Source organism: Pseudomonas sp. GM33, assembly GCF_000282295.1.
In the GTDB taxonomy this organism is placed as follows: Bacteria; Pseudomonadota; Gammaproteobacteria; order Pseudomonadales; family Pseudomonadaceae; genus Aquipseudomonas; species Aquipseudomonas laurylsulfatiphila.
This window is the reverse complement of record NZ_AKJO01000112.1, coordinates 18294-36424: the sequence shown is the minus strand read 5'-3', so window position 1 is coordinate 36424 and position 18131 is coordinate 18294. Positions and strand designations below refer to the sequence as shown.

Here is an 18131-nt window from a genome sequence, read left to right as displayed (position 1 = left end):
GCGGCAGCTCCTACATGGGAATGCGTACCCTGTAGGAGCTGCCGCAGGCTGCGATCTTTTTTCAGGCGGCGATTAACCGCGATCCTTACCCCGCAACATGCTGTCCAGCACCTCATCACGCCGCACCCAACCGTGAAACAACGCCGCCGCCAAATGCAGTAACACGGTCAGAAACAGCAGATACGCCAGATACCCATGCGCCTTGCGCAAAAACGCAAACAGCTGTGCATTCGCCGACACAATCGACGGCAGTTGCAACGAACTGCTGAGCATCACCGGTTCGCCCGATGCCGAAATCATTGCCCAGCCCAGCAGCGGCAAGACCAGCATCAGTGCATACAACAAGACATGCGAAGCCTTGGCCGCCAGCGCTTGCCAACCCGGCAGGTCCGCCGGCAGCGGAGGCTGTGTGGTGGAGAAGCGCACCACCAGACGCACAATCACCAACAGCAAAATCGCGACCCCCAAGGGTTTGTGCAAATGGATCAGCCATTCATGCCGCTCGGACACCGAGGCGACCATGCCGGCACCGATAAACAGCATGGCGATGATCATCAGCGCCATCAACCAGTGCAGCAGGCGCGCCAGCGGCGCGAAGTGGTTCGGTTGGGTGCTCATTGCTGGACCTCCTGCTTGGCGGCGGGCAACTGGCTGACTTCGCTGGTGCGACGCAGGTAGGAATTGGCGTAACCGGCGGAACGCGCGGCGAGCAACGGGTCGTCGGAACCTTCGATCCCGGCAGGCAACACCAGCGGATCGTAATTGATGTCACGGCATTCGCCGTTGAGTTGCGGCTGAGTCTTTTCAAGCACCAGCGTGCCAGCGTTCAGCACCTTGCGTCCTTCGGGCCAGGCCTTGCTGGCGTCGTTCACCGGATCGCCGGGGTTGGCCAGGGTGATGTTCAGTTGCCAGCGCAAGGGGCCTGCGGCGATTCGCTGGACCAGGTCTTTCTCCAGGAAATCACTGCCCTCCGGCGCCGTGGCCCCGGGTGCGTCCTGGGCCAAGGGCACCATGTTCCAGCGCACAGCCTGGCGTTGACCCGCCGCGTTGACCAGATAGAACGCATTGACGCTGTTGTAGTTTTCGGTCACATAACTGGCCGACGGCTTGGCGGTTTTGATCCAGGCCAGGAAAGGTGCCGCTTCCGGGTGCGAAGCAAAGAATGCGGGCACTGCCTTGGGGTCCGGCTTGCCGGTGGCCGGGTCTGGCGACTGGGCTTTTTGCAATTGATAGAACCCCTCGGGCGTGCCCACCGGGAACACCGGCATGCTGTTCATCCCGGTGCGCCACTGCTGGCCGTTGGCCTGAGTGAAGCGCAAGGCCATGCTGCGGATCGGCACGGCACTGTCCGGCGCGTAGGGGTTACCGGCCGGCAAGGCGAAACGCCCGACCACCGGCGTCTGCGCCTCATTGAACACCTGAGCGGTGGAATAGCTGCGCGCCTCACCGCTGCTTTCGAAATGCCCGATCACGCACACGCCCTTGGAATGGTTGCGGCGGAAACCCGGGTGCACACCGTTGTTGGTTTCCAGCACGTTGATCAGTTTCTTCGGGGTCAGGCGCTGTGGGTCGAAGGTGCCGTTGACGTAGGCAAACGCCCCGGCCAGTGCGGCAACGACCACAGCAATGCCAGCCAGACGCAACGTCAGGCTCGCCGCACTCAAGGGTGGCCGGGTGGGCGGTGATGATCGATCTACCATGAAAGACTCCAGGGCCATCGGCCACAAGTGAGAAGAATCAAGCAGACGAACCGCACACAGGTTTATTCCAGCGCGCGGTATTTATTTTTTCAGGCGTGGAATAACCTCGGGTGCCGGGCGTCTTCCTAGTCCCAAGCGTAGTGACTAGCCAGAACTTCATGAACGATATCGACGAACAACTGAGAGAAATTATTCCCAGATTGCGGCGATTTGCTGTGTCGTTGACACGCAACTCCAGCAGCGCCGACGATCTGGTGCAGGCCAGTCTGGAGCGTGCGCTGTCGAGTTGGGGCGACAAACGTGCCGACGGTGATTTGCGCGCCTGGCTGTTCTCGATTCTCTATCGGCAGTTTCTCGATGCGCACCGCCGCACCCGGCGCTATGCGCGAATGCTCGATTTCTTTACCGGACGCGACGATGCGCAGCCTTCCGTGGAGCGCACTGTGATCGCCCAATCAACCCTCAATGCCTTCGATCAACTGCCCACCGAACAGCGCGCACTGCTGCTCTGGGTCTCGGTAGAAGGCTTGAGTTACAAAGAGGTCGCCGAGATTCTCGACGTCCCCACCGGCACCGTGATGTCCCGCCTGTCCCGGGCTCGCCAGGCCCTGCGCCAACTCAGCGATGGCGAAATCAACCGCCCCTCCCTGCGGAGACTCAAATGATCAGCATGCCCCCCAGCGAGCGAGACCTGCACGCCTACGTCGACCACCAACTGAGCGACGCCGAACGGCGCCTGGTGGAGACTTTTCTGGCCAGTAACCCGCCCGTGGCGGCGCAAGTACGCGCCTGGCAGCAGGATGCGCAAACACTGCGCGCGGCCTTGAGTGGCGCCTTGCAACAACCGTCGAACCCGGACCTGGATCCGGCGGTGATACGCCAGCGCCTCAAACGCCAATCCCGTCGACACCTGGCCAGCGCAGCGGTGCTGTTGATCGCGGTCAGCGTCGGCGGTTTCAGCGGTTGGCAAGCGCGGGAGATGACACTCGCGAGCCCCCAGCTTCCAATGACCGATGCCCTGCAGGCGTATCGCCTGATTGCCCAGCAAGGCATCCTGCCGGCGGATTACAAGGCCGGCGACAGCGGTGACATGCAAGGTTGGCTCGACCGCTACTTCACCCGGGCCAATCGCCTGCCCGACCTCTCGGGTGCCGGGTTCAAGCCGGCCAGCGGGCGTTTGCTGAGTACCGAGCAAGGCCCGGCAGCCATGGTGGTCTACGAGAATCAGGGCGGGCAGAAAATCAGTTTCTATGTGCGCCCGCCAGGACCGAAAAACTTCCTGCTGCCCCGTGGCAGCCGGAGCGATGGAGGCCTGCAGGCCGAGTACTGGTCGGGGGGTGGCTACAACTATGCGATGGTCAGCCCGGCGGACACAGCGGCGGCGCAGATGCTCAAGCAGACCGTACAGTTCTGATCCCCCTCTGTGGGAGCGAGCTTGCTCCCACAGGGTTTGCGGTCAGAACCCGGTTACGGTGGCTCGAAATATGCCGGCACAGCTGGAGGCAAATTCCCTCATCTGGTTACACTATGCCGCCGCAGCTCGGGGAGCCTGCCCGCACACCAGAGGTGACATCTCAGTGGCCGTTCGACCGCCCAATCGTTCGCGAATCAAATCGCGCTGGCAATCGTTGCGTCGCCTTCTCGGCAAGGCACCGACCGCCGGCAGCACCGAGGCAGGCGAGGCTATCCGCGACTACTTTCGTCACCAGGCCCATTCCCGGGGCTACACCCTCAGTCACAGCCAGCAACGCGTGATCGACTGCATGGCCCGGCATGCCTGCCTGTTGATGGGCACTCCGACGCAAACCCTTCCGGGCCTTTACCTGCATGGTGCCGTGGGGCGTGGCAAGAGCTGGCTGCTCGACGGTTTTTTCCGCGCCGTTCCCCTCGCGCAAAAACAACGCCTGCACTTCCATCAGTTTTTCGCCCAACTGCACCAGGGCATGTTCGAGCATCGCGAACAGCCCGACGCCCTGGCGATCACCCTGGATGCCCTGCTCAGCGATTGCAGGGTGCTGTGTTTCGATGAGTTCCATGTGCACGACATCGGCGATGCGATGCTCATCACCCGGTTGTTCAAGGCACTGTTTCAGCGCGGCATCCTGGTGCTGGTCACCTCCAACTACCCGCCCGCAGGCCTGTTGCCCAATCCGCTGTACCACGCCCGCTTCAAACCGGTGATCGACTTGATCAATGCGCGCATGCAGGTCATGGAAGTCGGCGGTCCGCACGACTATCGCAGCCAGGTCCGCAGCCATGCGCAACAGCTGTTCACCCAAGGCCATTATGTGTGGCCGGCCAGCGCGGTGCAGCGACGTTCATTGAACCTGCCGGATCTCGGCGCCCCGCCCCTGTCGCTCCCCGTGGGCACCCGGCATTTCCGGGCGCGTTTGTGCGATGAGCGCCGCGTCGGCTTTACTTTCGCCGACTTGTGCGACCAGCCTGCGGCCGTGATGGATTACCTGGAGTTGTGCCGCCGCTTCGATCGCTGGATCATCGATGACCTGCCGCGGCTCGCTGAGTGCTCGATAGCCGCCCAACAGCGCTTCATCAACCTGATCGACGTACTGTACGACCAGGACAAGCACCTGACACTGCTCGCACAGCACGCCCTGCGCGAAAGCCTGGACGGCGATGCCATTGACCTGGCACGCACCCGCAGTCGACTGGGGCAACTGGTCGAAGTCAGCGAGCCAGTTTGATCGATATCTTTTTGTTGCATTGACTGGCCCCTTCGCGAGCAGGCTCGCTCCCACAGTTGACCGAATTGCCCGGACGGGAGTGATCCAATGTGGGAGCGAGCCTGCTCGCGAAAGCGATCTGACAGTCGCCACATCTTTGCAGCTATCATGTCGCCCATTTCCAGGGCCACGCGTCCTCCCCTTGGCTAATGGCGAATCTGTTCATGCATACCCTTGCTCAATTGCGTGCCGGCGAGTTGTCAGGCATCACGCGGCTGGATCTGGTCGAAGGCCTCAGTGAGTTCCCCCGGGAAATTTTCGATCTGGCGGACTCGCTGGAAGTACTCAACCTCAGCGGCAATGCCTTGAGCGCCCTGCCGGAAGACTTGCATCGCCTGACCCGTCTGCGCGTGCTTTTCTGTTCCGATAACCGTTTCACCGAGTTGCCGGCCTGCCTGGGCCAATGCGCCACACTGACGATGATCGGCTTCAAGGCCAACCGCATCGCCCATGTGCCCGCTGCATCACTGCCACCGCTGCTGCGCTGGCTGATCCTGACCGACAACTGCATCGAGACGCTGCCGAGCGAGTTGGGAGATCGGCCATTCCTGCAAAAGCTCATGCTCGCCGGCAACCGTTTGCACGCGCTGCCGGAATCCTTGCGTCAGTGCCATCGGCTGGAACTGATCCGCATCGCCGCCAACCAGTTGACCGAGTTGCCGCAATGGTTGCTGGAATTGCCGAGCCTGACCTGGCTGGCGTACGCCGGTAACCCGCTGGAAACCGAAGCCGACGCCGCGGCCCTCGACGCGACACCGCGCATTGACTGGTCGGCATTGCGCCTGGAGAAAAAACTCGGCGAAGGGGCGTCCGGGGTGATCCATCAGGCCGTCTGGCAACCAGCTGACCAGCCGCCCATGGCCGTTGCGGTGAAGCTCTACAAGGGCGAAATGACCAGCGATGGTTCACCGCTGCACGAGATGAACGCCTGCATCACCGCCGGCCTGCACCCGAACCTGATCCGCGTCGAGGGGCGAATTGTCGATCACCCGCAGCAAACCGCCGGGCTGGTGATGCAACTGATCGCACCGAGTTACCGTAACCTCGCCGCACTGCCGAGCCTGGCGTCGTGCAGCCGCGACATCTACCCCGACGACTTGCGTTTCAGTGCGGCCGTGGCGCTGCGCATTGCCTCGGGCATTGCCTCGGTGGCCGAACACCTGCACAGCCATGGCATCACCCACGGCGACCTCTACGGGCACAATATCCTGTGGAATGAACAGGGTGATTGCTTGCTGGGGGACTTTGGCGCGGCATCGTTCCACGGGATTTCCGACAGCCTTGAAAGCCGTGCCTTGCAGCGGATCGAGGTGCGGGCGTTCGGGGTGTTGCTGGGGGAATTGCTGGCGCGGATCGACTCGGGGTTGAGCGATGAACGGCGTAGGGTGCTGGAAGATCTGGAGCGGCGTTGCTGTCAGCCGCAGGTGCTGGCGCGGCCGGGGTTTAGCGAAGTCGTGCGGCAATTGGAAAGTCTGTGACCGCTATGCGGTCAATCGTCGGATCGCCGCCCGGAGCAAGCTCGCTCCCACATTAGACCGCGCCCAACCAGGCAACTCGGTCAACTGTGGGAGCGAGCTTGCTCGCGATGACGGTCTGACAGACAACAGAACCGTCATTGACACAAAGACTTAACCCGCCAACCCGACAAACATGTCCTGCACGTCGTCATGGTTATCGAGCCCTTCGAGGAAGGCTTCGACTTCCGCCATCTGCTCATCGCTCAGGCCGCTGACCGGGTTTTTCGGCTGGTAGCCCAGTTTGGCCGACAGCACGGTGAAACCTTGTTCCGGCAGGGCTTTCTGCACTGCGTCGAGGTCGGTCGGTTCGGTCAGGAACAGGGTTGCACCCTCTTCACCCGGTTCGAAATCCTGCGCACCGGCTTCGATGGCGGCCATTTCGGGATCGGCGTCCGGGGTGTCCGGCGACGCTTCGATCATGCCGACATGGTTGAAGTCCCAGGCCACCGAACCGGAAGCGCCCAGTTGGCCCTTGCGGAACGCCACGCGGATTTCGGCAACGGTGCGGTTGATGTTGTCGGTCACGCACTCGACGATCAACGGCACCTGATGCGGGGCGAACCCTTCATAGGTCACGCGATGGTATTGCACGGTCTCGCCCAACAGGCCCGCGCCCTTCTTGATGGCGCGATCCAGTGTTTCCTTGGGCATCGAAGCTTTCTTGGCCTGTTCAACGACCAGGCGCAAGTGCGCGTTGGTCGCAACATCAGCGCCGTTGCGCGCAGCAATGGTGATTTCCTTCACCAGTTTGCCGAAGATCTTGCCCTTGGCATTGGCTGCCGCTTCTTTGTGTTTAACCTTCCACTGTGCGCCCATTTCTCACTCTCTTATCTGTGACATCTGTGGCGTCGAGACAACCATTGGCCGACGCTTTGCGCAAGTTTATACGGCCTAAAGTTGGCAATCGACCAAAAAATCCCGACTGGCATCGACATCTTCACCAGCGGTTGTAGGGGGATTCTGAAATGCCGCTTTGGCCTGTCCGCAATGTGCCGGGGTTTCGTACGCTTTGCACCCTATTCAACGGCGGCAGCGTGTTCGATGCACAACGACAAGGAAAGTCCCACCACCCTGACGCTTCTCGATGACGACCTGAGTTTCCAGGTAGTCCGGTTCAGCGGTCACGAAGCACTCAACCAGCCCTATCGATTCGACATCGAGGTTATCGGCCTGGCACCGGCCTTGAACCTTGAACGATTGCTGCACCAGCCGGCGTTCCTCGAATTCGGCCACGACCAGGGCCTGCATGGCGTGCTGCACAGCGCCGGGTGTGAACATCGAAGCGCACACCGGGTCGCTTACAAACTGGTACTGGTGTCCCGTCTCCAGGCGCTGGAGCAGCAACGCCGCCGACGGGTTTTCCAGCGCGCCAGCGTGCCCATGATCCTGCTCCAGTTACTCGAGGAACATGGGCTGCCCGCCAGCAGTTATCGCTTCGAACTGGCAACCGGGCACTATCCCCTGCGCCCGTTTTGCATTCAGTACGAAGAAACCGACCTGGCGTTGTTGCAACGACTGTGCGAGGAAGAAGGCATCCACTACCACTTCGAGCATCAACGCGACGGCCATGTACTGGTGTTGGCCGATGACAGCCTGAGTTTCCCCCAGGAGCCGCTGCTCATGCCGCTGCGCAGCGACGCACTCGACGATCATCACCAACCTGTGATCAGCGAATTGTTCCAGCGCCATGATGCCTCGCTCCCTCCTGTGCGCCCAGGTGCGAGGAATCCTGGTGCAGCGGACATCAGCGACGGCGCAGCCAATCACTCGTTCACCACTCACGAACAGCAGCATCGCGACCAGCTCAGCCGGCGACAGCTGGAACGCCTGCGGTGCCGGCACCTGCAAATACACGGTCAAAGCAACCTGGGAGCATTACGCAGCGGCCGGATCGTGCAGGTGGCCGGCCATCCTTTGGCGAATTTCAATGATCAATGGTTGGTGACCGAAATAAGCCATCAGGGGGGCCAACCATCGATTTTGCTCGACGAGTCAGCAGGCATGGCCTTGGGTTACCGCAATCAATTCAGCGCCATCCCCTGGTCGACGGTGTTCAGGCCCGCGCTTAAACAACCCAGGCCGAGCATTCCCGGGTATCAGCCCGGCCAGGTGTGCGGCCCGGTCGGACAGCCGCCGACTGTGGACGAGGATGGCCGGATTCGAGTGATCCTCTGGCCTGCCACAGATTCAGCCACAGAGTCGTTGTCCAGCGGCCTGTGGCTGCCCTTGGCGCTGACCACGGCCGAGGACTGGATCGATCCGTCCCGCTTGCCCGTGGCCGGCAGTGAAGTACAGGTGATTTTCCTCGACAGTGACCCGGATCGCCCGGTGCTCTGTACGGCGTTGGGCCCTCGGCCACAACCTCTGAACCCACCGCCCCGTGAGCCCCGGGGCGATACCCGCCTGCTGTTCGACTGGTTGCTCCACCGACCTTGAGCATGATCGATGTCCGCAACCCGGTGTAACCGCCGCCGATGTACACATCGGCGACGAGGACCAGGATTCAGGTACGCAGGGGTTTGATGTTCATCGCCCGATCGGGCGCGCAGGGATGCTTGGTTTTCAGGCCGCCGGGGCGGCTGTTCCAGTGCGGGATCAGCACCAGCGCCGAGAACATCGCGCAGCCGGCGAAAACAATGAACACGGTGACCGAGTCGAAGTAACCCGGCAGCAGTCCGCCGAGCACCGCCCCGACGGAACCGCAACCGTTGACGAACCCGGCCGCCGTCGCACCGGCCTTGGCCGTGCCGAAATCGATCGCCGCCGCGCCGCTGATCATCGAGTCCGGCCCGTAGAGGGTCAGGCCCATGACGAACAAGAGCGCCACCACCAGGACCACACTGCCGGTATGCAGGGCGCCCATGAACAATGCCAGGGTCACGGTGAGTGCCAACAGACTGAGTACGCAAGCTGGCATGCGCCGGGCGCCGAACAGTTTGTCCGAGGCCAGGCCGATCATGATCGGCCCGAGCAACCCGGCCAGTTCGAACGAGGTCGGAATGATCGCCGCACCGACCTTGCCCACCGAAGGCATCTGTTCGAAGACGATCACCGGTCCCCACAGCAGAATCGCGTAGCGCGCCGGCTTCAACATGAAGTACGCCAGCCCCAGAACCAGCACCGTGCGGTTGCGCAGGATTTCCTTGAGTGGCACCCAGATACTGATTTTGCTTTGGGCAAGGGCTTCTTCAGCGGTCAGTTCGGGCTCCGGCTCCACAGCCGGCAAGCCGACGTCTTCAGGTTTGTTGCGCTGGAAAATAAAAAACAGCACGGCGACCAGCCCAACCACCGCCGCACTGGAAACAAACGCCGCATGCCAGGTGCCGATGAGCGTATAGGCCCACCAGCCGGCAAACGGCGACGCCACGAGCCCGCCAAAGGCGTAACAGGAACTCCACAGGCCCAATACCCGACCGCGCTGTTCGGAGGGAAAGAAACTGCCCAGGTTCTTGCACAATCCCGACCAGCCGGTGGACTGCGCCAGCCCTTGTATCAGCATGCAGGTAGCAAAAATCGGTAACGTTGCGAAGTTGCCCATCACCAGCGCCGCACCCGCGGAAATCAGCAACCCGCCCAGCACCACCACCCGCGGACCGAAGCGGTCGGCCAGGATGCCCCAGGTGAACTGCCCCACGGCGTAAGCCGTCAGGTAGATGGCATCGAGGTTGGCCATGGCCATTTTGTCGAGCATGAAGGTCGGGTCTTCGGCGATGCCGAGTTTGGCCACCGAGAAGGCTTTGCGGGTGAAGTAGAAAGCGGCGTAAGCGAGCCAGGTGATCGCGAAGATCTGCACGCGCCAACGCTTGATGGTGCCGATGTGCTTGTTCATTGTGGTTCTGACCTCAGGGTGTGAGTGTGCCGGCAGAATTGGAAGCAAACGCCTGTTTTTTTATTGTTGAGCACTGCGATATCGCCCTGTCCCTACGGCGGATACCGGTCAGATGAGTCCTGTTTTGCACGCCCAGGCTCATGGCACCCGCTGCGGTTCGACTGACCGGTCAACGGGGCTGAGAGTGATAAAAACAATTACTGTTTAATAAGTGAAATCGATTTATCGTATTTCCAAAATAAGCTTTGCTTGTTACTGGAGATATCGATGTCGGTTTCCCACGCCCAACTCAAAGCGTTCCATGCCGTTGCGGTACATGGAAGCTTTACCAAAGCCGCCGAGCGGCTATTTCTGACGCAGCCGGCGATTTCCGACCAAGTGCGCAAACTTGAAGAGCGCTACGGTGTTTTGCTGTTTCACCGCAACAAACGTTCGGTACGCCTGACCGATCTGGGCGAACGCCTGCTGAGCGTTACCCAGCGGCTTTTTGTGATTGAGGCCGAAGCCCAGGAACTGCTGCAGGATTCCCAGGCCCTGCAGACCGGCAGCCTGATTCTGGCGGTGGATGCGCCGGTGCACGTGTTGCCGCAGATTGCCCGATTCTGCGAACGCTACCCGGGGATCAGCGTGAAGATCGAAACCGGCAACACCGATGAGTCGCTGTTCCGACTGTTCAACTATCAGGCCGACCTGGCGTTGCTGGGCCGTGACGTCAGTGACGAACGCCTGATCTCCCTGCCCCTGCGCAATGACCCGATGGTGGCGTTCGTGTCGCGCAATCATCCGTGGGCCGACCGTGAATCCATCACCCTCGCCGACCTCGATGACACACCGCTGGTACTGCGGGAAATCGGTTCGGTGACGCGCCAGACCCTGGAGGAGGAAATGGCCGGCGCCGGGCTCCGCATTCGTCCGGCGATCCAGGTTGAAGGCCGGGAAGCCGCTCGTGAAGCGGTAGTGGTCGGAATTGGCATCGGCGTGGTGTCGGCGGCCGAGTTCGGCGCCGACTCACGGGTGTGCGCCTTGCCGATTACCGATTGCAAACGCCGCCTGACTGAAACGCTGGTGTGCTTGCGCGAGCAGAGTTCGCGGCGCATCGTGGCGACGTTTCTTGAGATGGTTCGCGAGAGTCTTGCGTAGGCAGGGCCGGCCTCTTCGCGAGCAAGCCCGCTCCCACATTTGACCGAGCTCTTACTGGAGGAATGCGATCATCTGTGGGAGCGGGCTTGCTCGCGAATGCAGGCGACTCGGTCTACCTGACGGGCGCCAACCCCAAAAAAGCCTGAATCAACCGCAAATCCCGCCGCCGCTCCATGCACCCGATCATGTGCCGGTTCACCAACCCCTCGCCAATGATCGGAACCGCCGCCACGCGCGGGTCGTGGCTGACTTCCACCGACGACACCACCCCTACCCCCAGTTCGGCGGCCACCGCCTCGGTCACCGCTTCGCGGCTGTCCAGTTCCAGCAGCACCCGCGGATTGACCCTGGCCTGGGCGCAAGCCTCATCGAAGGTGCGCCGGGTAATCGAACTCGGTTCACGCAGCACCATGATCACCTGATCCAGCTCCTTGAGCTGCACGCCTTTGGTCTTCTGCGCCCAAGGGTGCCCATCGGGCACCAGCGCACAAATCCGTGATTCGTTCAGTGCCTGCAGATGCAAGCCCTTGCGCGGCTCGACTTCGGTCAGCACCGCGACGTCGGCATGTTCGGACAGCAGCGCCGCCAGGGTTTCCTGGGCGTTGCCCAGGCGCAGGTTCACCGTGATCCCCGGATAGCGCGCGCGCAGGCTGGCAAGCATCGGCATGACCATGTGCGGACCGTCCGCCGCCACCTCCAGGCGCCCGGTCAGCAACTGCCGGTTGGCTTCGAGCATCACCTGCGCCTCTTCGGCCAGGCCGAACATCGCCCGGGTGATCGCCGCCAGCTTGGTGCCCTCCTCCGTCAGTTCCACACGTCGGGCGGTGCGGCGCAGCAGGGTGATCTGGTAGTGCTCTTCCAGCGCCTTGATGTGCCCGGTGACCGCCGGCTGGCTGATGAACAGCCGCGCCGCCGCCCGGGTAAAGCTGCCTTCCCGGGCCACGGCATCGAAGGCGCGGAGCTGAAACAGGTTCATGAATAACCCTCACTGATGGCTGGCATAACAACAAACAATTTGATTGATAGCACGGCAAATTGCAATTTAAGCCCCGTAGCTTCATCCCATCGAATGCGAGGAAACGAACATGAGTGCTGCCGAACCCATCCTGCTCACCCCCGGCCCGTTGACCACTTCGGCCCGCACCCGTCAGGCGATGATGATCGACTGGGGTTCATGGGATGACCGCTTCAATCAACTGACCGCCAGCCTCTGCGAGCAATTGCTGGCGATCATCAATGGCGCCGTCACCCACCACTGCGTGCCCTTGCAAGGCAGTGGCACCTTCGCCGTCGAGGCCGCGATCGGCACCCTGGTGCCTCGCGATGGCAAGGTTCTGGTACTGATCAACGGCGCCTACGGCAAACGCCTGGCGAAAATCTGCGAAGTGCTGGGCCGTTCCTTCAGCACCTTCGAAACCGCCGAAGACGAACCGACCACCGCCGCCGACGTCGACCGCCTGCTGCGTGCCGACAACGGCATCACCCACGTCGCCCTGATTCACTGCGAAACCAGCACCGGCATCCTCAATCCGCTGCCGGAGATCGCTCAGGTCGTCGCCGGACACGGCAAGCGCCTGATCATCGACGCCATGAGCTCCTTCGGTGCCCTGCCGGTGGACGCGCAACAAGTGCCGTTCGACGCCCTGATCGCCGCCTCGGGCAAATGCCTGGAAGGCGTGCCTGGCATGGGCTTCGTCTTCGCTCGCAAAGAATCCCTGGCCAGCGCCGCCGGCAACTCGCATTCGCTGGCGATGGACCTGCAGGACCAGCACGCCTACATGGCCAAGACCGGCCAGTGGCGCTTCACCCCGCCGACCCACGTGGTCGCGGCGCTGCACGAAGCCCTGCTGCAATACAACGAAGAAGGCGGCTTGCCGGCCCGGCACGAACGCTACGCCGCCAACTGCCAGGCACTCATGGAAGAGATGGGTAACCTGGGGTTGCGCAGCTTCCTGCCGGCGGCCATTCAGGCGCCCATCATCGCCACCTTCCACGCCCCGAAAGATCCTCGCTACCAGTTCAAGGAATTCTACGAGCGGGTCAAGGCCAAGGGTTACATCCTCTACCCCGGCAAACTGACCCAGGTCGAAACCTTCCGCGTCGGCTGCATCGGACATGTGCAACCGGCGGAGATGCGCGAAGCCGTGGCGGCGATTGGCGAGGTGTTGCGCGAGATGGAAGTACTGGAGATCTAACCCACACCGCATTCCCCTGTGGGAGCGGGCTTGCTCGCGAAGAGGGACCGACATTCAACATTTATGTCGACTGATACACCGCCTTCGCGAGCAAGCCCGCTCCCACCAAAAGCAGCTTCCCTATTAGCCAGTTGCCACAGGACTTGATCACCATGAACTACTCCAACCCAAGCAAACTCCAGGCCGCCATCCTCGACTGGGCCGGCACCGTGGTCGACTTCGGCTCCTTCGCCCCGACGCAGATTTTCGTCGAGGCGTTCGCCGAGTTCGACGTCCAGGTGTCCATCGAAGAAGCCCGTGGCCCGATGGGCATGGGCAAGTGGGACCACATCCGCACCCTGTGCGATCTGCCGGAAGTTGCCGAGCGTTATCGCAAAGTCTTCGGCCGCACGCCGACCGACGACGACGTCACCGCGATCTACCAGCGTTTCATGCCGCTGCAGATCGAGAAAATCGCCGAACACTCGGCGCTGATTCCGGGCGCTCTGGAGACCATCGCCAACCTGCGCGAGCAAGGGATCAAGATCGGCTCCTGCTCCGGTTATCCGAAACAGGTCATGGACAAGGTGGTCGAACTGGCTGCCACCAACGGCTATGTGGCCGATCACGTGGTGGCCACCGACGAAGTCCCGAATGGCCGCCCATGGCCGGCCCAGGCGCTGGCCAACGTCATCGCCCTGGGCATCGACGATGTCGCCGCGTGCGTGAAGATCGATGACACCGTGCCGGGCATTCTCGAAGGTCGCCGCGCCGGCATGTGGACAGTGGCGCTGATCTGCTCGGGCAACGCCCTGGGCCTGGATTACGAAGGTTATCGCGCGCTGGGCAGCGACCAACTGGACAGCGAGCGCAAGCGCATCCATGCAATGTTCGAAGATTCGCGCCCGCACTACATGATCGACACCATCACCGACCTGCCGCAGGTGATCGCCGACATCAACAAGCGCCTGGCCAACGGCGAAATGCCGCAATCAAGCTAAAAACCGCACCGCCCTTGCAGGAGCTGCCGCAGGCTGCGATCTTTTGATTTTCGGCGTCATTGGGGACCTGAAGATCAAAAGATCGCAGCCTGCGGCAGCTCCTACAGGGGCCGATGCGTTTTTGCCGTCAATTACCTGATCCAGAGCATCCAGCGATCAATCACCTCAGGCAAACCCGGTGAAACAGGATTACAGTTAAGGCACACCGTCGGACAAGAGCGGTGGCTTTAAACCGGACCTCTGAGGAACACCGAATGCCGTGGAAAAACTCTGCCTCGCGCTACAGCACCGTATCGATCACGCTGCATTGGGTGATGCTGGTCCTGCTGGCGCTGGTTTATGCCTGTATCGAGTTTCGCGGGCTCTTTCCCAAGGGCAGTGGCGGGCGCACGCTGATCGTCGAATCACACTTCATGCTCGGCCTGACCGTATTCGTCCTGGTCTGGCTGCGATTGTTCGCACGCAGTCTCGGCCCGGCGCCGCAGGTCTTCCCCGCCTCGCCGCCGTGGCAAACGACGCTGGCCAGGCTGATGCACTGGGCGCTGTACATTTTCATGATCGTCACGCCGATTCTCGGCTGGCTGGTCACCAGCGCCAAAGGCAACCAGGTGATGTTCTACGGTTTCGACCTGCCGATGCCAATAGCCGAAAACAAGGAGCTGGGCAAACAACTCCAGGACTGGCACGAGCTCGGCGGCACTATCGGTTATTGGCTGATCGGCCTGCATGCCGTGGCTGCGCTGTATCACCACTATGTGGTGGGCGATAACACCTTGCTGCGGATGATGCCCAAGAGCGTGAACCGCGACTCCTGAAACCAATGAATTCAAATGTGGGAGCGGGCTTGCTCGCGAAGGCAGTGTGTCAGGCAATACAAAATTGACTGATACTCCGCTTTCGCGAGCAAGCCCGCTCCCACACTGGATCGCAGCGCCGCTCAGTTTTTTGATTTCAATCCCCGCCGCCCCTGCAAGCCGCCGGTGTGGATGAAGATCAGTCGCGTGCCTGGAGCGAACTTGCCTGCAGTGACTTGTTGCTCGAGGGCCATGAGCGCTTTGCCGGTATACAGCGGTTCCAGGGGTATGCCGCTGGTCTGCCCGGTCTTTTCGATGAACTCAAGCAGCAGCGGATCGACCTTCGCGAAGCCGCCGCGACTGGCCTCAAACAGCTCATATGCCGCATCAACCACCCCCGCCTCCTGCACGATCCGCTCGACCAGCTGCGCCACCCCATGATCGTCAGGCACCGCCAGGGCACCGTACACCGGGTGATCCCCCGCTTCGGCGAGTACCAGGCCTGCCAGCGTCGTGCCGGTTCCGCAGGCCAGCCACCAGCCGTCGTAGTCGTTCCAGCCTAACCCAGTCAGTTGCGCACAAACCTGCGCCCGCAACTGCATGCACCCTCGTGCGCCGGGTAATCCGCCTCCACCTTCAGGCACCGGATGCAATGTCGGATACTGCGTTTGCCATGGCTGCCAAAAACCGGCCTCGTGTCGCGCCCGATAGCCGCCGTAACCCAGCCAGTGCAACTGCATGCCAAATGCCTGCAAATCCCTCACGGTCGGCGTTTCCTGAGGATGCCCGCGCAACAGGCCGACAGTGGCAAAGCCGAAACGCCTGCCCGCCGCCGCCAGGGCGTGGAGGTGATTGGAATGCGCGCCACCGAGACTGATGATGCCTTCGGCCCCCGCGCGGTCGGCGGCCTTCAGGTGCTCGATGAGCTTGAACCATTTGTTGCCGCTGATCAGCGGATCGATCTGGTCCAGACGCAGGATGGCGACTTCGATGCCTGCATCTGTGAGCCAGTCGAGGTGGAGCGGTTCGAGGGGAGCCTGGGGTAGCCAGGTGTCTGGAGGAAGAAGCATCGATGCCGGCTCTGGATGAAGAGCCGGCATGTTATCAGCTGACTTGTGGTGAGGGGCTTGCCACAAGGTTTGGGAGCAGCCTGATTACGTGGGTTACAACTGCGCCGCCAACCGCGAACCCTGATTGATCGCCCGCTTGGCATCCAGCTCTGCCGCAACATCCGCGCCGCCGATCAGGTGCACGCTCTGCCCTGCCGCCACCAGGCTTTCATGCAACTCGCGCAGCGGGTCCTGCCCGGCGCAAATCACGATGTTGTCCACTGGCAGCACCTGCGGCTCGCCGGTTTCGCCGATGCGGATGTGCAGGCCTTCGTCGTCGATCTTCAGGTATTCAACGCTGTTGAGCATCTGTACCTGCTTGTTCTTCAGACCCGTGCGATGGATCCAGCCGGTGGTCTTGCCCAGGCCGTCGCCGACCTTGGACTTCTTGCGTTGCAGCAGGAACACCTCGCGGGCCGGCGCATGGGGCGCGGCCTTGATACCGGCGACACCACCGCGTGCTTCAAGGTGCGTATCGATGCCCCACTCCTTCCAGAACGCGGCGCGATCCTGACTGGTGGCGACACCTTCATGAACGAGGAACTCGGAGACGTCGAAACCAATACCACCGGCTCCTATCACCGCGACACGCTTGCCGACCGGTTTGCGCTCCAGGATCACATCCAGGTAGCTCAGCACCTTGGCGTTTTCCACGCCAGGGATCGCCGGCACGCGCGGCGCAATGCCGGTGGCCAGGATGATCTCGTCGTAGCCGCCCTCGACCAGCTGTGCCACGTCGACGCGGGTGTTCAGGCACACCTCGACATTGGTGGTCTGCAGCTTGCGGTTGAAGTAGCGAAGGGTCTCAAAGAACTCTTCCTTGCCCGGAACGCGCTTGGCGATGTTGAACTGACCGCCGATTTCGCTGGCCGAATCGAACAGCGTCACCTGATGGCCACGCTCGGCCGCCACGGTCGCGGCGGACAATCCGGCAGGGCCGGCACCGACCACGGCGATTTTCTTCAGTTGCTGCACGGGCAGGTAATTGAGTTCGGTTTCGTGACAGGCACGCGGGTTGACCAGGCAACTGGTCAGCTTGCCGCCAAAGGTGTGATCGAGGCAGGCCTGGTTGCAGCCGATGCAGGTGTTGATTTCATCGGCGCGACCTTCAGCGGCCTTGTTGACGAAATCCGGGTCGGCAAGGAATGGCCGCGCCATGGACACCATGTCGGCATCGCCCTCGGCGAGGATCTGCTCGGCGACTTCCGGCGTGTTGATGCGATTGGTGGTGATCAGCGGAATATTCACCGAACCCCGCAGCTTGGCCGTGACCTTGCTGAACGCCGCACGCGGCACTTTGGTGGCGATGGTCGGAATCCGCGCTTCGTGCCAGCCGATACCGGTGTTGATGATGGTCGCACCGGCCTGCTCGATGGCCTTGGCCAGTTGAACGATCTCTTCCCAGGTGCTGCCGCCTTCGACCAGGTCGAGCATCGACAGACGGAAAATGATGATGAAATTCGGGCCGACCGCTTCACGCACGCGGCGAACGATTTCTACCGGCAGGCGCATGCGGTTTTCATAGCTGCCACCCCAGCGGTCGGTACGGTGGTTGGTGTGGGCGGCTAGGAACTGGTTAATGAAATAACCTTCGGAGCCCATGATTTCCACACCGTCGTACTCGGCGGTTTGTGCCAGTACCGAGCAGGTGACGAAATCGCTGATCTGTTTCTCGATGCCCTCCTCGTCCAGTTCCTTGGGCTTGAACGGATTAATCGGCGCTTGAATGGCGCTGGGTGCAACCTGTTTCGGGCTGTAGGCATAACGTCCGGCGTGGAGGATCTGCATGCAGATCTTGCCGCCCGCGTCATGAACGGCACGGGTGACGATACGGTGCTTGAGCGCCTCTTCTTCAGTCGTCAGCTTGGCCGCACCGGAATACACGCCACCTTCGTCGTTCGGGCCGATGCCGCCGGTGACCATCAGGCCGACACCGCCACGGGCACGTTCGGCAAAGTACGCCGCCATGCGTTCGAAACCACCCGGTTTCTCTTCAAGGCCCGTGTGCATCGAGCCCATCAGGGTGCGATTGCGCAGCGTGGTGAAACCCAGGTCCAGCGGAGCCAACAGGTGCGGGTATTGAGCGGCGGTCATCGGTAACTCCACATCGATCGATCACGGAAAGT

General features: G+C 61.8%; 16 protein-coding genes. 9 read left to right on the top strand and 7 right to left on the bottom strand.

Annotation, left to right across the window (positions count from 1 at the left end; translation table 11 throughout):
• Positions 1 to 72: 72 nt before the first annotated feature.
• Positions 73 to 618: a cytochrome b gene (locus tag PMI26_RS08755; protein ID WP_007976988.1), complete on the bottom strand. Its 546-nt coding sequence runs from the start codon at positions 616 to 618 to the stop codon at positions 73 to 75.
• Positions 615 to 1700 (bottom strand): catalase family peroxidase, encoded by a 1086-nt coding sequence (locus tag PMI26_RS08760; protein WP_007976986.1) that lies wholly within the window; start codon positions 1698 to 1700, stop codon positions 615 to 617. Before PMI26_RS08760 ends, PMI26_RS08755 begins: the two co-directional genes overlap by 4 nt.
• Before the next feature lie 158 nt (positions 1701 to 1858).
• Between PMI26_RS08760 and PMI26_RS08765 the strand changes: the two genes are divergently transcribed.
• The 4 genes from PMI26_RS08765 to PMI26_RS08780 all read left to right on the top strand — a co-directional run bounded on the left by PMI26_RS08765 (position 1859) and on the right by PMI26_RS08780 (position 5919).
• Positions 1859 to 2365, top strand: a complete 507-nt coding sequence (locus PMI26_RS08765) for a sigma-70 family RNA polymerase sigma factor (RefSeq protein ID WP_033048061.1) — start codon at positions 1859 to 1861, stop codon at positions 2363 to 2365.
• Positions 2362 to 3114, top strand: a complete 753-nt coding sequence (locus PMI26_RS08770; RefSeq protein WP_007976983.1) for an anti-sigma factor family protein — start codon at positions 2362 to 2364, stop codon at positions 3112 to 3114. Before PMI26_RS08765 ends, PMI26_RS08770 begins: the two co-directional genes overlap by 4 nt.
• A 163-nt stretch (positions 3115 to 3277) precedes the next feature.
• Entirely contained in the window at positions 3278 to 4402 is a 1125-nt protein-coding gene (zapE, locus tag PMI26_RS08775) for a cell division protein ZapE (RefSeq protein WP_007976981.1), read from the top strand.
• Positions 4403 to 4605: 203 nt separating this feature from the next.
• Positions 4606 to 5919, top strand: coding sequence for a leucine-rich repeat-containing protein kinase family protein (locus PMI26_RS08780; protein WP_033048058.1), 1314 nt, complete (start codon positions 4606 to 4608; stop codon positions 5917 to 5919).
• A 150-nt stretch (positions 5920 to 6069) separates the two neighbouring features.
• Here PMI26_RS08780 and PMI26_RS08785 read toward each other — a convergent pair whose 3' ends face one another.
• Entirely contained in the window at positions 6070 to 6774 is a 705-nt protein-coding gene (locus PMI26_RS08785) for a YebC/PmpR family DNA-binding transcriptional regulator (RefSeq protein WP_007976978.1), read from the bottom strand.
• Positions 6775 to 6999: 225 nt separating this feature from the next.
• Here PMI26_RS08785 and PMI26_RS08790 point away from each other — a divergent pair, with 225 nt between their 5' ends.
• Positions 7000 to 8394, top strand: a complete 1395-nt coding sequence (locus PMI26_RS08790) for a type VI secretion system Vgr family protein (RefSeq protein ID WP_007976975.1) — start codon at positions 7000 to 7002, stop codon at positions 8392 to 8394.
• A gap of 67 nt (positions 8395 to 8461) precedes the next feature.
• On the opposite strand, the gene PMI26_RS08795 is transcribed toward PMI26_RS08790, so the two are convergent.
• Positions 8462 to 9787 (bottom strand): MFS transporter, encoded by a 1326-nt coding sequence (locus PMI26_RS08795; protein ID WP_007976973.1) that lies wholly within the window; start codon positions 9785 to 9787, stop codon positions 8462 to 8464.
• A 267-nt stretch (positions 9788 to 10054) separates the two neighbouring features.
• Between PMI26_RS08795 and PMI26_RS08800 the strand changes: the two genes are divergently transcribed.
• Positions 10055 to 10927: a LysR family transcriptional regulator gene (locus PMI26_RS08800; RefSeq protein WP_007976971.1), complete on the top strand. Its 873-nt coding sequence runs from the start codon at positions 10055 to 10057 to the stop codon at positions 10925 to 10927.
• A 112-nt stretch (positions 10928 to 11039) separates the two neighbouring features.
• On the opposite strand, the gene PMI26_RS08805 is transcribed toward PMI26_RS08800, so the two are convergent.
• Complete coding sequence (locus PMI26_RS08805) at positions 11040 to 11903, bottom strand: LysR substrate-binding domain-containing protein (RefSeq protein WP_007976968.1); 864 nt, start codon at positions 11901 to 11903, stop codon at positions 11040 to 11042.
• A 109-nt stretch (positions 11904 to 12012) separates the two neighbouring features.
• Here PMI26_RS08805 and PMI26_RS08810 point away from each other — a divergent pair, with 109 nt between their 5' ends.
• The 3 genes from PMI26_RS08810 (at position 12013) to PMI26_RS08820 (ending at position 14917) form a co-directional block, all read left to right on the top strand.
• Positions 12013 to 13122, top strand: a complete 1110-nt coding sequence (locus PMI26_RS08810) for a 2-aminoethylphosphonate--pyruvate transaminase (RefSeq protein ID WP_007976966.1) — start codon at positions 12013 to 12015, stop codon at positions 13120 to 13122.
• Between the two features lie 152 nt (positions 13123 to 13274).
• Positions 13275 to 14102, top strand: a complete 828-nt coding sequence (gene phnX, locus PMI26_RS08815) for a phosphonoacetaldehyde hydrolase (protein WP_007976965.1) — start codon at positions 13275 to 13277, stop codon at positions 14100 to 14102.
• Positions 14103 to 14356: 254 nt separating this feature from the next.
• On the top strand, positions 14357 to 14917 hold the full coding sequence (locus tag PMI26_RS08820; protein ID WP_007976962.1) for a cytochrome b: 561 nt from the start codon (positions 14357 to 14359) through the stop codon (positions 14915 to 14917).
• A 122-nt stretch (positions 14918 to 15039) separates the two neighbouring features.
• Here the strand turns inward: PMI26_RS08820 and PMI26_RS08825 are convergent, their stop codons facing one another.
• Together PMI26_RS08825 and PMI26_RS08830 are read right to left on the bottom strand one after the other, a co-directional pair.
• Complete coding sequence (locus PMI26_RS08825) at positions 15040 to 15966, bottom strand: 1-aminocyclopropane-1-carboxylate deaminase/D-cysteine desulfhydrase (RefSeq protein ID WP_007976961.1); 927 nt, start codon at positions 15964 to 15966, stop codon at positions 15040 to 15042.
• Between the two features lie 93 nt (positions 15967 to 16059).
• On the bottom strand, positions 16060 to 18099 hold the full coding sequence (locus tag PMI26_RS08830; protein WP_007976959.1) for an oxidoreductase: 2040 nt from the start codon (positions 18097 to 18099) through the stop codon (positions 16060 to 16062).
• Positions 18100 to 18131: the final 32 nt, after the last annotated feature.

Coding starts and splice junctions, on each gene's coding strand:
- PMI26_RS08755 (WP_007976988.1), bottom strand. CDS start 618: ATGAGCACCCAACCGAACCACTTCGCGCCGCTGGCGCGCCTGCTGCAC.
- PMI26_RS08760 (WP_007976986.1), bottom strand. CDS start 1,700: ATGGTAGATCGATCATCACCGCCCACCCGGCCACCCTTGAGTGCGGCG.
- PMI26_RS08765 (WP_033048061.1), top strand. CDS start 1,859: ATGAACGATATCGACGAACAACTGAGAGAAATTATTCCCAGATTGCGG.
- PMI26_RS08770 (WP_007976983.1), top strand. CDS start 2,362: ATGATCAGCATGCCCCCCAGCGAGCGAGACCTGCACGCCTACGTCGAC.
- PMI26_RS08780 (WP_033048058.1), top strand. CDS start 4,606: ATGCATACCCTTGCTCAATTGCGTGCCGGCGAGTTGTCAGGCATCACG.
- PMI26_RS08785 (WP_007976978.1), bottom strand. CDS start 6,774: ATGGGCGCACAGTGGAAGGTTAAACACAAAGAAGCGGCAGCCAATGCC.
- PMI26_RS08790 (WP_007976975.1), top strand. CDS start 7,000: ATGCACAACGACAAGGAAAGTCCCACCACCCTGACGCTTCTCGATGAC.
- PMI26_RS08795 (WP_007976973.1), bottom strand. CDS start 9,787: ATGAACAAGCACATCGGCACCATCAAGCGTTGGCGCGTGCAGATCTTC.
- PMI26_RS08800 (WP_007976971.1), top strand. CDS start 10,055: ATGTCGGTTTCCCACGCCCAACTCAAAGCGTTCCATGCCGTTGCGGTA.
- PMI26_RS08805 (WP_007976968.1), bottom strand. CDS start 11,903: ATGAACCTGTTTCAGCTCCGCGCCTTCGATGCCGTGGCCCGGGAAGGC.
- PMI26_RS08810 (WP_007976966.1), top strand. CDS start 12,013: ATGAGTGCTGCCGAACCCATCCTGCTCACCCCCGGCCCGTTGACCACT.
- phnX (WP_007976965.1), top strand. CDS start 13,275: ATGAACTACTCCAACCCAAGCAAACTCCAGGCCGCCATCCTCGACTGG.
- PMI26_RS08820 (WP_007976962.1), top strand. CDS start 14,357: ATGCCGTGGAAAAACTCTGCCTCGCGCTACAGCACCGTATCGATCACG.
- PMI26_RS08825 (WP_007976961.1), bottom strand. CDS start 15,966: ATGCTTCTTCCTCCAGACACCTGGCTACCCCAGGCTCCCCTCGAACCG.
- PMI26_RS08830 (WP_007976959.1), bottom strand. CDS start 18,099: ATGACCGCCGCTCAATACCCGCACCTGTTGGCTCCGCTGGACCTGGGT.